General features: G+C 70.5%; 14 protein-coding genes. 4 read left to right on the plus strand and 10 right to left on the minus strand.

Annotation, left to right across the window (positions count from 1 at the left end; all coding sequences use genetic code 11):
- Positions 1-14: 14 nt before the first annotated feature.
- Genes ACFRMN_RS18630 through ACFRMN_RS18650 form a run of 5 tightly spaced genes read right to left on the minus strand, consistent with a single transcriptional unit; the run spans position 15 to position 2,385 of the window.
- Positions 15-1,196, minus strand: a complete 1,182-nt coding sequence (locus ACFRMN_RS18630) for an FAD-dependent monooxygenase (RefSeq protein ID WP_383020551.1) — start codon at positions 1,194-1,196, stop codon at positions 15-17.
- A gap of 10 nt (positions 1,197-1,206) precedes the next feature.
- Positions 1,207-1,542, minus strand: a complete 336-nt coding sequence (locus tag ACFRMN_RS18635) for an antibiotic biosynthesis monooxygenase family protein (RefSeq protein ID WP_383020554.1) — start codon at positions 1,540-1,542, stop codon at positions 1,207-1,209.
- Complete coding sequence (locus tag ACFRMN_RS18640; protein ID WP_383020556.1) at positions 1,539-1,877, minus strand: antibiotic biosynthesis monooxygenase family protein; 339 nt, start codon at positions 1,875-1,877, stop codon at positions 1,539-1,541. Before ACFRMN_RS18640 ends, ACFRMN_RS18635 begins: the two co-directional genes overlap by 4 nt.
- On the minus strand, positions 1,874-2,077 hold the full coding sequence (locus ACFRMN_RS18645) for an acyl-CoA carboxylase epsilon subunit (RefSeq protein ID WP_383020559.1): 204 nt from the start codon (positions 2,075-2,077) through the stop codon (positions 1,874-1,876). Before ACFRMN_RS18645 ends, ACFRMN_RS18640 begins: the two co-directional genes overlap by 4 nt.
- Positions 2,065-2,385 (minus strand): TcmI family type II polyketide cyclase, encoded by a 321-nt coding sequence (locus ACFRMN_RS18650; RefSeq protein WP_383020561.1) that lies wholly within the window; start codon positions 2,383-2,385, stop codon positions 2,065-2,067. The genes ACFRMN_RS18645 and ACFRMN_RS18650 overlap by 13 nt, the downstream gene beginning before the upstream one ends.
- Positions 2,386-2,601: 216 nt before the next feature.
- Between ACFRMN_RS18650 and ACFRMN_RS18655 the strand changes: the two genes are divergently transcribed.
- The gene (locus ACFRMN_RS18655; protein WP_383020564.1) at positions 2,602-4,131 is read left to right on the plus strand and encodes an FAD-binding oxidoreductase; all 1,530 of its coding nucleotides are present in this window, start codon (positions 2,602-2,604) and stop codon (positions 4,129-4,131) included.
- 75 nt (positions 4,132-4,206) lie between these two features.
- Here ACFRMN_RS18655 and ACFRMN_RS18660 read toward each other — a convergent pair whose 3' ends face one another.
- The 5 genes from ACFRMN_RS18660 to ACFRMN_RS18680 all read right to left on the minus strand — a co-directional run bounded on the left by ACFRMN_RS18660 (position 4,207) and on the right by ACFRMN_RS18680 (position 9,520).
- On the minus strand, positions 4,207-4,689 hold the full coding sequence (locus ACFRMN_RS18660; protein ID WP_383020606.1) for an SRPBCC family protein: 483 nt from the start codon (positions 4,687-4,689) through the stop codon (positions 4,207-4,209).
- 318 nt (positions 4,690-5,007) lie between these two features.
- The gene (locus ACFRMN_RS18665) at positions 5,008-6,228 is read right to left on the minus strand and encodes a ketosynthase chain-length factor (RefSeq protein ID WP_383020567.1); all 1,221 of its coding nucleotides are present in this window, start codon (positions 6,226-6,228) and stop codon (positions 5,008-5,010) included.
- A gap of 4 nt (positions 6,229-6,232) precedes the next feature.
- Positions 6,233-7,507, minus strand: coding sequence for a beta-ketoacyl-[acyl-carrier-protein] synthase family protein (locus ACFRMN_RS18670; RefSeq protein ID WP_383020569.1), 1,275 nt, complete (start codon positions 7,505-7,507; stop codon positions 6,233-6,235).
- A complete protein-coding gene (locus ACFRMN_RS18675; protein ID WP_383020572.1) occupies positions 7,504-7,947 on the minus strand; it encodes a cupin domain-containing protein in 444 nt (147 codons plus the stop codon). The genes ACFRMN_RS18670 and ACFRMN_RS18675 overlap by 4 nt, the downstream gene beginning before the upstream one ends.
- A gap of 31 nt (positions 7,948-7,978) precedes the next feature.
- Positions 7,979-9,520 (minus strand): acyl-CoA carboxylase subunit beta, encoded by a 1,542-nt coding sequence (locus ACFRMN_RS18680; protein WP_383020610.1) that lies wholly within the window; start codon positions 9,518-9,520, stop codon positions 7,979-7,981.
- A gap of 364 nt (positions 9,521-9,884) precedes the next feature.
- On the opposite strand from ACFRMN_RS18680, the gene ACFRMN_RS18685 reads away from it, so the two are divergent.
- From ACFRMN_RS18685 to ACFRMN_RS18695, 3 genes are read left to right on the plus strand one after another with little or no spacing between them, the layout of a single operon-like run.
- A complete protein-coding gene (locus ACFRMN_RS18685; RefSeq protein ID WP_383020575.1) occupies positions 9,885-10,466 on the plus strand; it encodes a cupin domain-containing protein in 582 nt (193 codons plus the stop codon).
- Between the two features lie 3 nt (positions 10,467-10,469).
- A complete protein-coding gene (locus ACFRMN_RS18690; RefSeq protein WP_383020577.1) occupies positions 10,470-11,759 on the plus strand; it encodes a cation:proton antiporter in 1,290 nt (429 codons plus the stop codon).
- Positions 11,756-12,664, plus strand: a complete 909-nt coding sequence (locus ACFRMN_RS18695; protein WP_383020579.1) for an SDR family NAD(P)-dependent oxidoreductase — start codon at positions 11,756-11,758, stop codon at positions 12,662-12,664. Before ACFRMN_RS18690 ends, ACFRMN_RS18695 begins: the two co-directional genes overlap by 4 nt.
- The last annotated feature ends 73 nt before the right edge of the window (positions 12,665-12,737 follow it).

Here is a 12,737-nt window from a genome sequence, read left to right on the forward strand (position 1 = left end):
CGGCTCCTAGGGCGTCAGTAGTCGAAATTCATCATCAGGCGGTACGTCCCCTTCTTGGCGAAGGTGCCGAAGAAGGCGCGCATGAACAGATCGCGCGCACCGCACGCCAACCCGCTCTTCCACTTGCCGAGTTCGCCGATGCGGTAGGCGCCGCGCACCATCGAGTCGACCCGCTCCCTGCGCAGCTCCTCGTACCGCGACACGGCCCGGCCGAGGTCCGGCTCGCGCGCCAGCAGGCCCGACAGCACGACCCCGTCCTCGATGGCCTGCCCGGCGCCCTGACTGAGGTTCAGTGTCATGGCGTGTGCCGCGTCGCCGAGCAGCACGACCCGGCCGTGGCTCCAGGCCCGGTCGCGCGTCGGCGGACGGTCCGCGATGTCGATGGGCAGGATGGCGTCGTCGCGGGTGGCCGCCAGGATCCGCGGGATGGGGTCCTGCCAGGACGCGTACGTCTCGCACATCACGTCCCGCTTGTTCTTGCGGAACATGTCGAAGGCGGTGCTCGCCTCGTCGGAGGTGATGGCGTCCCAGTAGACCTCGCGGTCGTTGAGCCGGCAGTACAGGAAGCGCAGACCGCCCTTGCCCCACAGGTTGAAGAACGTGCCGCTGGGCACGATGTCCTCGCCCGGCAGCTCGGCGATCGCCTGCCAGGCCGTGTAACCGGCGTAACGGGGCGGCAGGTCATGGCCGTTGCGCAGTCTGCTGCGGACGACCGAGCGCATACCGTCGGCGCCGATCAGCACATCGGCGCGCTCCGTGGAGCCGTCGGCGAACTGGGCGGTGACGCCGTCGGCGTCCTGCTCGAAGCCGGTGCACTGCGCTCCCATCACCACGCGGTCACCGGCCTCCTCCAGGAGGAGGGAGTTCAGGTCGGAGCGGCGCAGCGCCACCGCGGGCGCGCCGATCCGGTCGGCCTCGGGGCCGATCGCCCAGCGGGCGAGCGTACGGCCGTTCGCGGACCGGAACTCATGGTGAAGGATCTCCGAACTGACCTTGCTCACCCGGTCGTCGAGCCCCAGCTTCCGCAGCGCGACGAACGCGTTGTGCCACAGCATGAAGCCGCCGCCGGTCAGCAGCCGGCTCGGCTCGGTCCGCCGCTCGAACACCTTGACGTCGACTCCGGCCTGGCGCAGGCCGATCGCCGCGGTGAGTCCGCCGATTCCTGCGCCGATCACCACGGCCTTCTGGACGGGCATGGCTCTCTCCTCAACCGGCCGCGGGCGTGGAGCGCGGCGTCTCGTACGACTCCAGCGTGGCGCGGACCTCATGGATGGACCGCTGGAAGCTGTCGGCCCAGAACGGGTACATCGCGGCCGACTGGCGCATGTGCTCGGGGTCGTCGGCCCAGGCGCGGAACTGCTCCTCGTCCTCCCACTCGGCGAGCAGGGAGTACTTCGTCGGGTCCGCGAAGTCGCGCAGCAGCGCGTCCCGTACGTGGCCGGGGGTGCCGCGGACCTTGCTGGTGACGTCGATGTACGCCTTCTCGAAGGCATCGAAGTCCTCGGGCTTGATGGTGGCCGTCATGATGACGCGGATGGTCATGTCAGGACCGTGCCTTTGGTCGTCGGTACGGGGGCGGTGGGGGAGCTGACGTGCGCGACGATGTCGAGGAGCGACTTGGCCGCCGACTCGCGCAGCTGGTCGAGGGTGGCGGACAGTGTTTTGCGGTCCTCGCTGAGCTGATAGGCCGTAAGGCTCGCGCGCGAGGCCCAGTCGGCCGTGATCGTGTACCGCAGCGGGTCGTCGGGGGAGCGCAGCATGGTCTGGGCGATGGCGCCGGGGTAGCCGGCGGCCACCGCGGCGGCGTCCCGCCAGGCGCGCTCGAACGCCGTGGCGCAGCCCTCGCGGACCTTCATGTCGAGAACGGTGCGGATCACGCGTGCCCCCAACCGCCCTGGCCGTGGCCGGTGAACGGCTGCCAGGTGGGCCCCGGCGCCGGACGCTCCGGCTCGTCGCCGGGGCCGGGCCGCGCGGAGAGCCGGGCGGTGAGCAGTGCCAGCAGCGCGGCCGTCTCGTGCGCGTCGGGAGCCCCGCGCACGATCCGCACCACGTCCGGGGTCTCGGTCACGCGTTCCACGAGTAGAACTCCTTCGCCATCGCATCGGCCGGGCCGCGCCAGGTCAGCGGGTCGTACGCGGCGATGTGCGGCTTGAGCTTCTCGTTGACGTCCTGGAAGAGGTGGTGGCCGCGTACCTCCTCGATACGTTCGCCGAGCCGTTCCTCGGAGCCGATCAACTGGAAGTACAGGCCCTGGAACTGGAAGAGCCTGCGGTGCTTCACACCTACCAGGTGCGGGAGTTCGGTGGCGTCCGACTCGGTCCAGATGCCGGCGACGCGATCGGTGTCCTCGGGGGCCATGCGCGCGACGATCAGCGTGTACTGCATGAGTGCTCCTTCCCCTGCCGTGAATCCGTCCACGGCTGTTGCGACACATCCTGGGCGGACCGGATAAAGCCACCATGAGGGCGGTGCAAACGGCCCCCGGCGAGAGATAGTTAGTGTGCTGGCTAATATCTTGCGCTAGTGTGGCGCGGGGCTGCCGCCGCATTCCCCCGTCGGCGGCAGCCCTCTCATGCCCGTCCCTGTCAGGAAGGCGCCAGCATGATCAGTCGTAGATCGTTCGTGAAGGGCACGGGGGGCGGGGCGCTCACGCTCTCGGCGCTCTCGCTCGGCTCCGTGCCGGGCCGGGCCTCGGCGCGCACGTCCCGCGCGGCACGCCGGGAGCGGCTGCGCACCCACCTCACGGGGCGGCTCGTCCTCCCCGGCGACAGCGCGTACCCGGTCGCGAAACAGCTCAGCAGCGCCGAGTTCGACGCGGTGGACCCGGCGGCCGTCGCCTACTGCGAGAGCTCCGCAGACGTGGCCCTGTGCCTGGCCTTCGCCCAGGACGAGGGGATGCCGGTCGTTGCCCGCAGCGGCGGCCACAGCGCCGCCGGATACTCCACCACCACCGGTCTCGTGATCGACGTGTCGAACATCGACTCACTGTCCGTGAGGGAGAGTCGTGTCGTGGTGGGGGCCGGGACCCAGCTGGTGGACGCGACCGTCGGACTCGCCCCGCACGGGCTGGCCCTGTCGGGCGGCTTCTGCCCCACCGTCGCCCTCGGCGGCTTCCTCCAGGGCGGCGGTACGGGCCTGCTCACCCGGTCCGCCGGCATCTCCAGCGACACGGTGCGGGCCGCGCGTGTGGTGCTCGCCGACGGGCGGATCGTACGGGCCTCGCCCGAGCGGCACACCGACCTGTACTGGGCGCTGCGCGGGGGCGGCGGCGGCAACTTCGGCATCGTCACCGCGTACGAGATCGCCCCGACCCGGATCAGCGAGCTCTCCAGCGCCACCTTGGTGTGGGGGTACGACGCGGCCGTCGACGTCCTGGACGCCTGGGCGCACTGGATCACGGACGCGCCGCGCGCGCTCGGCGGCTCCGCCGTCGTCGCCCTGCCCGACGCGACGCCGGGCACCGTCCCCGTCGTCTCCGTCCTGCTGAGCTCGACGGGCGGCAGGGAACTGCTCGACGCCGAGGCGGACCGGCTGATATCCGCGGTCGGCAGGACCCCCGCCACGGGGCAGAGCGCCACGGCGCCGTATCTCACCGCGATGATGAATCTGTACGGCTGCGGCGACTACACCGCGCCGCAGTGCCATCGCGCCGGCACCGGCCCCGAGGCGAAGCTGCCGCGGGCCGCTTTCGCCAGTGAGCGCAGCCGGCTCTTCGACCGGCCGCCGGCCCGCGCCATGTGGGAGGAGGCGGTCGGCGGCTTCGACGCCGTGCGGGTGCCCGGCCAGCGCCATCTGCTTCAAGTGGGCGCCCTGGGCGGGGCGGTCGGTGATCCGGCGCGCACCGACACCGCCTATGTGCACCGCGACTCCCTGTTCAGCGCGAGTTTTCTCGGGGTGATCGCGGCAGGCCCGGCGGACGCCTCGGACAAGGCCGCGGCACGGCAGTGGACCGACATGGGCTTCGGCGTCCTCGACCCGTACTCCAGCGGCGAGACGTACCAGAACTTCATCGATCCCCGGCTGGAGAACTGGCGCGCCGCCTACTACGCGGAGAACTACGACCGGCTCGTCGCGGTCAAGCGCGCGTACGACCCGCACCGGTTGTTCCGCTTCCCGCAGAGCATCGGCTGAGAGGCCGCGCGGCCTCTCAGCGAAAGGGCCTCCCCCGCACGGGGGAGGCCCTTTCCGCTCGGCCGGTGAGGGGCGTCACACGGCGGCGAGTCGGGCGCGCTCCTGGACGCGGCCCCGTATCAGGGCCAGCTGGAGCGCGGAGTTGGTGGTGATGCGGGCCGTCATCTCCGCGGTGTCCACCGGGGCCCCCGGCTTCATCCGGAAGTCCTGGACCCAGCGCATCTCGACGCCGCCCTCGACCTCACGGTAGGTCCAGGTGATGTCCATGAACTCGAACGGGCCCGTCTCCACGCGGTGCGCGCGCACCGTGCCGGATCCCCGGTCCATGGTCCGCTCCGAGACCCAGCTCCACACCGTGCCGTTCTCGTCGGGGTGCATGCTGAGCCGGAAGGTGACCGTGTCGCCCGAGGTCTCCAGGATCTCGGCACGCGCGTACTCGCTGAACAGTCCGGGCCAGGAGGCGACGGCGTTCGTCTGCCGCCACACCTCGTCGTACGAGGCGTCGATGACGATGCTCTGCTCGGTGTGCCCCTCCTTCAGGAGCGCGTCGGCGACCATCCGCCGGTTGATGCCGAGCAGCAGCTCGAAGGGGGTCTTGGTGCCGTCCGCACCGCTGTCCGGCTCCAGGCCGAGGCGCAGCTCCAGCTCGGAGACGACGCCGAGGCCGCCCAGCGAGTCGACGCCGAGCGTTTCGAAGGAGACGGCGGGGTCGAGCAGGTCCTCGGCGGTGACGCCCGCGCCGGAGGCGCGGTTGATCAGCTCGGCGTACTCGTCAAGGGTGATCACGGAGGTGGTCACGTAGATGCCTTCCTTTGATGTGCTCATCTGGATTGGTGATGGATCGGTGCCGTCAAGTCCCTTGGAACTAGTCCGGAACTAAAGGGACTTGATGACGACCGCCGCGTTGAAGCCCTCGAAGCCGCGGGCCAGTACCAGCGCCGTGCGCACGGGCGCCTGGCGCGTCTCGCGGACGATGTCCAGACCGACGCCGGGGGCGAGCGTGGTCAGGCCCGGGGTGCCCGGGACGACGGAGTCACGGATCGACAGCAGCGCCATCGCCACATCGAGCGGAGCCCCGCCCGCGTGCAACCGGCCGACCAGGCACTTGGGCACGGTCACCGGCACACCGCGCTCCCCGAACACGGCACTGATCGCCTCCGCCTCGGCCCGGTCGGCCGCGGGCACCCCGAGCCCGTCGGCGAAGACCACATCGACCTCGGACGGGTCGACCCGCGCGTCGGCGAGCGCCTGCACGATCGCGCGGCGCAGTCCGGGCTCCCGGCCGGAGCCGGGGCGCGGGTCGAAGGTGGCCGCGTAACCGGCGAGCACCCCGTACCCCTGCTCGGCGCCACGGCCCCGCCAGGTGTCCTCGGGCTCGACGATGAACATCGCCCCGCCCTCCCCGGCCACGTACCCGTCGGCCCCCGCGTCGAAGGGCCGGTAGGCGCCGGCCGCGTCCCGGCTGCCCGTCATGAGGTGGGCGGAGGTGTGGCAGGCCAGGGCGTAGGGGCCGAGCGGCGCGTCGGTCCCGCCGCTCACCACCACCGAGGCGTCGTCGCGCAGCGCCCGGCGGGCCTGGCCCAGCGCGTCGAGGCCGCCGGCCTGCTCGCCGACCAGGACACCGCAGGCGCCCTTCATGCCGTGCCGGATCGAGATCTGGCCGGTCGTCGCCGCGTAGAACCAGGCGATGGACTGGTACGGGCCGACGAACCGCGAGCCCTTGTCCCACAGCTTCTGGATCTCCCGCTGCCCGAACTCGTTACCGCCGGACGAGGTCGCGGTGATCACCGACATGTCGTACTCGTCGAGCTGCCGCGGATCGATGCCCGCGTCCTCCAGGGCGCGCCCGGCGGCCACCAGGCCGAACTGTGTCCACCGGTCCGTCTGCACCATGAGCCGGCCGTCGATCAGATCGCGCTGGGCGAAGTCGGTGACCTCGCCCGCCACATGGACCGGGTAGCCGGAGACGTCGAAGGACCGGACGGGGCCGATTCCGCTGACGCCGTCGAGCGTCGCGGCCCAGAACTCCTTGGTGGTCGAGCCGTTGGGGGCAATCGCTGACACACCGCTGAAGACGGTGCGACGGTTGCTGGTCATCGTGTCACTTCCCGTTTCCCCGTCCGGGCCTGGCCAGCAGCATCGCCGACTGGAAGCCGCCGAACCCGCTTCCCACGCTCAGCACGATGTCGTTGACGTTCTCGCGAGCGGTCAGCGGCACGTAGTCGAGGTCGAGTGCCGGGTCCTGCTCGTGCAGATTGGCGGTGGGCGGCACCATGTCGTGCTTGATCGCCAGCGCACAGGCGACGATCTCCAGTGCGCCGATGGCCCCCAGCGAGTGACCGATCATCGACTTGATGGAGCTGACCGGGACGCCGTACGCCGCCTTGCCCATGGACTTCTTCAGCGCGGCCGTCTCGTGGCGGTCGTTCTGGGCGGTGCCCGAGCCGTGCGCGTTGACGTAACTGATCAGATCCGGTGTGATGCCGGCCCGGCGCATGGCGATGTCGATCGCCTCGGCCATGTCGAGCCCGTCCGGCTTGAGACCGGTCATGTGGTACGCGTTGCTGCGCTGGGCGAACCCGATGATGTCGGCATAGGCGTACGCGCCCCGGCGGGCCGCGTGCTCCCGGCTCTCCAGCACCATGACGGCCGAGCCCTCGCCGAGCACGAACCCGTCGCGGTCCTTGTGGAAGGGGCGCGAGGCGTGGGCGGCGTCGCCGTTGTTGCGCGAGGTGGCGCCGATCGCGTCGAAACAGGCCACGGTGATCGGCGAGATCGGCGCGTCGGTCGCACCGGCGATCACCACGTCCGCCGAGCCCTCCGAGATGAGCTGGACGCCGTGCGCCACCGCGTCCAGGCCCGAGGTGCAGCCGGTGGACACGACCGTCGAGGGACCCTCGGCGCCCGCCGCCCACGCCACCTCCACGGCGAGCGTGCTCGGGATCAGCGCGCGGTACAGGTGCTCGGTGGCCAGCTCCGGGGAAACCTCCCAGTTCTTGCCGCCCTCGCTGACCACCACGTACTCGTCCTCAAGCCGGGTGGTGCAGCCGACCGCGCTGCCGATGCTGACGCCCGTGCGCTCCGGGCCCGCCTGCCCCGGCGCGAGGCCGGCGTCCGCCAGCGCCTCACGCGCGGCGACCACCGCGAACTGGGCCGCGCGGTCCATGCGTTCGACCTCCTTCGGCGACAGGCCCGACGCCGCGGCGTCGAAGTCGACCTCCGCCGCGATGCGGGACTGGAACCCGGTGGGGTCGAACAGGGTGATGCCCCGTGTCGCGGTGCGGCCCGCCGCCAGCAGGTCCCAGTAGGCGTCCCGGCCGACGGCGCCGGGCGCCACCACCCCGACGCCGGTGACGACCGCTCCCCACGCGCTCATCGCGGCTCCCCGGCGGGGGTGAACTCGGGGTGGGGCACCTCTTCGGTGTCCACATGGCCGAGGTCCGGGCGGGGCGCCAACGGGCCCAGGTGATAGATGAGTTCGACCGGTTCGTCGCCGCGGTTCTCCAGGCGGTGCCTCACCTTGATCGGGACCAGGATGCCCTCCCGGCCGCCGACCTCGATCTCCTCGCCGTCGAGCCGGATGACGACCCGACCGGAGAGCACGTAGACGAACTCCTCCGAGTACGGGTGGTAGTGCTCGCTGATGAACTCGCCGGGCTCCAGCCGAGCGTGACCCATGAACCCACTGGTGGCACCGGTGTTGCCGGGGCCGAGCAGCGTGCGCAGTGTGCCGCCGCGGTGCCGGTTGACGGGCACCTCGTCGAAGGCGACCTTACGGAAGGCGGGACGCGTGCCGCCGGTGATCTCGTGACGCATGAAAGGTTCTCCTCAGGGTGTCGGGGGCCGGTCACAGCGGTGAGTTGCCGTGCTTGCGCCGGGGCAGGTCGACACGTTTCGAGCGGAGCATCCGCAGCCCCTCGTAGATCGCCGACCGGGTGTCGCGCGGGTCGATGACGTCGTCGACAAGCCCGCGCTCGGCCCCGTAGTAGGGATGCATCAGGGTGCGCTGGTACTCCTCGACCAGCTCGTTCCTGGTCTGCCGCGGGTCCTCGGCCGCGAGAATGGCGCGCCGGTGGATCACATTGGTCGCCGCCTCCGCGCCCATCACGGCCACCTCGTTGGAGGGCCAGGCGTAGGACAGGTCGGTGCCGATGGAGCGCGAGTCCATGACGATGTAGGCGCCGCCGTACGCCTTGCGCATCAGCACCTGGACGCGGGGCACCGTCGCCTCGCAGTACGCGTACAAGAGCTTGGCGCCGTTGCGGATGATCGCGTTGTGCTCCTGGTCGACGCCCGGCAGGAAGCCCGGCACGTCCACCAGTGTGACCAGCGGAATGTTGAACGAGTCGCAGAACCGGATGAACCGGGCCGCCTTCTGTGACGCCTCGATGTCCAGGACGCCCGCGAGGACCAGCGGCTGGTTGGCGACCAGGCCGATGACCTGTCCACCGATCCGGGCCAGCCCGATGACGATATTGCCGGCCCATGCCTCCTGGAGTTCGAGGAATTCGCCGTGGTCGACGATCTCCTCGATGACCTGCCGCACGTCGTAGGGCTGGTTGGGGGACGGGGGCACGATGTCGACCAGGCCGTCGCAGGGCCGGTCCACCGGGTCATCGCTGTCCTCCTGCGGCGGGAACTCCCGGTTGTTCTGCGGCAGGAACGACAGCAGCCAGCGCAGCGTCTCGAACGCGTCGTCCTCGTCGTCGTGGACGGACGTCGCCTGCCCGGACCTGGCGTGCACATCGGCGCCGCCAAGCCCCTCGAAGTCGATCTCCTCTCCGGTGACAGCCTTGATCACATCGGGGCCCGTCACGTACATGCTGGCCGTCCCGCGCACCATCAGGACGAAATCGGTGAGTGCGGGCGAATAGGCGGCGCCGCCGGCGCACGGCCCGAGCATCACGCTGATCTGCGGAATCACACCGGACGCCTGGACATTGCGGCGGAAGATGCCGCCGTAGCCCGCGAGGGCCATGACGCCCTCCTGGATCCGGGCGCCGGCGCCGTCGTTGAGCCCGATCAAGGGCGCGCCCGCGCTCTCCGCGAGGTCCATCACTTTGTGGATCTTGGCGGCGTGGGCCTCGCCCAGGGAGCCGCCGAAGATGCCGAAGTCATGGGCGTAGACAAAGACCTTGCGGCCCTCGACCGTGCCCCATCCGGTGACCACGCCGTCCGTGTACGGGCGTTTGGCGGCCATGCCGAAGTCCGTCGCGCGGTGCCTGCGCAGCATCTCCAGCTCATGGAAGGAGCCGGGGTCGAGCAGCCGGCCGACGCGCTCCCGGGCGGTCAACTTGCCGAGGCGGTGCTGGCGTACCGCGGACTCCTCGTCGAGCCCCACCACCACACGCTGTCTGATGACGCCGAGTTCCGCCGTACGGTCGGCCAGTCCCTCGGCCGGCAGCTCGGCCGGCGACTCAGCCGGCGACTCAGCCGGTGACTCGGCCGGTGACTCGGCCGGGACGTTCTCCCGCGCCGCTTCTCCCGCGCTCACCTCCTTCACGGCGGTGCCATGCCGCTCGGTGTCCGACACGCCACTCACGCTCCCTCCCGCTGACACGCTCGACCGCTCCCGGTCCCGGCCACGGTCGGCCGGTACTCGTCGGAGTCTGCGGCGGCGCCGAAAAGTTCTTGTGAGGCGGACGCAAAGCCGAACGACGCCTCGGCCTCTTATCCGGGGCTTTATCGGCAGCCTTTTCGGCGCTCCGATACTCGTCCTCGAAATCGAATGGCCCCGACGGAAGGGACGGACCATGACGGCTACACGTGGGCGCGTTGTCCAGCTGGACGACGTCAAGCCCATCAAATGGGCGGGGGAGCAGGGGCGTTGGCTCCTGCGCGGCGAGGACACCGGTGGCCTCTATTCGTTCTTCGAGGTGACCTCTCCGCCCGGTGGGGGCCCGCCGCTGCACATTCACGAGGACGTCGACGAGTCCTTCTACGTCATCGAGGGCGAGTACGAGATCGAGCTCGACGGGGAAAAGCACAAGGCGACGCCGGGAAGTCTTGTGTACGGTCCGCGCGGTGTGGGCCACGCCTTCGTCAACACCTGGAACAGGCCCAGCAAGATGCTCTGCATCGCGACCCCGGGCGGCGTGGAGGACTGGTTCGAGGAGCTTGGCGGGCTGATCGACGGTCAGGGGCCGCCGGACTGGGAGAAGATGCAGGCCCTCGCCACGAAGCACCACATCGTCGGCTTCCGCCCGCAGCGCGGTCCGCTCGCGGCCGGCGGCCCGGGTGGCCCGGGTGGTCCTGGCGGTCCCGGTGGCCGTCCTGGCGGTCCCGGTGGTCCTGGTGGCCCCGCTCGTTCCGGTCCGCCCGTGGACAGGGGATAGGACATGGCCCAGGACTCGGCCACGATCCTCGCCGAGACCGCCGCAGGCGTCTCCGTCATCCTCGTCGCCGGCTCGCTGCTCGTCCCGTTGCTGCGGAGGCTGCGACAGCCCCCGGTGATCGCCGAGATCCTCGCGGGCATCGCGCTCGGACCGAGTCTCCTGGGCCTGTTTCCGGGAGACCTGCCGGACCTCCTGTTCCCGCCGCAGACACGGTCCGGCCTCTCGGCCATCGCTCAGATCGGCATCCTGCTGTTCATGTTCCTGATCGGCTGGGAGATCGATCTGCGGCAGATCAAGGCCCGCAAGAACGCGGTGCTCGGCATCTCCCTCTCGGCGATCGTGGTGCCCTTCGGCACCGGTGCGGTGCTCGCCGTCTGGCTCTACGGCAACCATGACCGGGTCGGTGGAGAGCACGTCGGGCAGACGTCGTTCGTGCTGTTCGTGGGCACGGCGATGGCCATCACCGCGTTCCCGGTGCTGGCCCGGATCATCCTGGAGCACCGCCTTCAGCACACCCGCGTGGGCATCCTGGCCCTGGCGAGCGCCGCCGTCGGCGACGCCCTCGCCTGGTGCATGCTCGCCGTCGTGTCGGTGGTGGTGGTCTCCAGCGGCCCCGGCCACGTCTACACGGTCATCGGCGGAACCGCGCTGTACGCCGTGGTGCTCGTCGCCGTCGTACGTCCCCTGCTGAGCCGCCTGGTGACGGCGATGACCCGCAACGACGTGGTGTCGCCGCGGCTGCTGCCGGTGATCGCCGCGGGTGTCCTCGGCTGTTCCTTCTTCACCCACTGGATCGGCCTCGACGCGATCTTCGGCGCGTTCACGTTCGGCCTGATCATGCCGCGCTCGTCGCTGACACTGCTGAAGTCCTCGGTGAGCGTTCCCTTCGAGCATGTCACGTCACTGCTCATGCCGATCTTCTTCATCACCACCGGACTCTCCGTCGACGTCACGCAGTTGGGCGGCGCCGGAGCCCTGGAACTGGTCGCCATCATCCTCGTCGCCTGCTTCGGCAAGCTGGTCGGCGCGACCGGGGCGGCGCTCGTCTCGGGCCTGCCCTGGAAGGAGGCCTCGGCCATCGGTGTACTGATGAACACCCGGGGCCTGACCGAACTGATCATCCTGAACGCCGGGGTGAGCATGGGCGTCCTGGACAACCGGATGTTCACGATGATGGTGCTGATGGCCCTGATCACCACGGCGCTGGCCGGCCCGCTCGTGCCCCGTAAGTCCTACGCGCGCGGCAACACCGAACTGCCGCTGTCAGAAGCGGCGTTGCCCCGCAGACGGTGACCTCGGTGGGGCCCGGCCAGGTGCCGGGCCCGCTGCCGTTCGTGGCCTTCGTCCGGCCGTCCCGCGCCGCTTCTTCCACCCCGAGTTGTCCCCGTACCCCAGGCACGCTGGAGACCGAGATGTCCTATCCGTACAAGAATGCCTTTGTGACCGGAGCGTCGAGTGGTATCGGCGCGGAGTTCGCCGAGCAGCTGGCGCGGGCCGGAGCCGACGTGACACTCGTCGCCCGCCGGGAGGCCAGGCTCAAGCACCTCGCGGACAAGCTCGCCGACGCCCACGGGGTGCGGGTCGACGTCCTCGCGCTCGACCTCGGCGACGAGACGGACCTGGAGACCGCCGCCGCGCGCGTCGCCGAGCCCGGCGACCGCGCGGTCGACCTGCTCGTCAACTGCGCCGGCTACGGCTCCACCGGCTACTTCCGCGAGCTGTCCCGCCGGCGCGAGACCCACCAGATCCGGGTCAATCTCATGGCTCCCGTCATCCTCAGCCACGCGGCTCTCGGACAGATGACCGAGCGCCGGCACGGCGGCATCCTCAATATCTCGTCCATCGTCGCGGGACTGCCGATGCCGAAGTCCGCGGTGTACGGGGCCTCCAAGGCGTTCCTCGGCTCCTTCGGCGAGAGCCTGTACATGGAGGCGCGCGGCAGCGGCGTGCATGTCACCACCGTACGGACCGGCCTGGTCCGCACGGAGTTCCACGAGGCCGCGGGACTCGACACCGCCGGGCTGCCCAAGCTGGCCTGGCTGCGGCCCGAGCAGATCGTGGAGCCTGCCCTGAAGGCCGTGGCGAAGGGACGCGCGTTCGTCACGCCGGGCGCCATGAACCGGATGCAGCCGTTCTTCCTGGGTGCGACCCCGCGCCCGGCACTGCAGGCGATGGTGCGCCGTATGTACCGGGTCTGATCACGTCACAGGGGGCGTACCCACGGTACGCCGAAGGGAGATCCGGTGAGGCCGGCTGCCAAGCAGCCGGCCC

Origin of the sequence: Streptomyces sp. NPDC056835, from assembly GCF_042789485.1 — a bacterium.
In the GTDB taxonomy this organism is placed as follows: Bacteria; Actinomycetota; Actinomycetes; order Streptomycetales; family Streptomycetaceae; genus Streptomyces.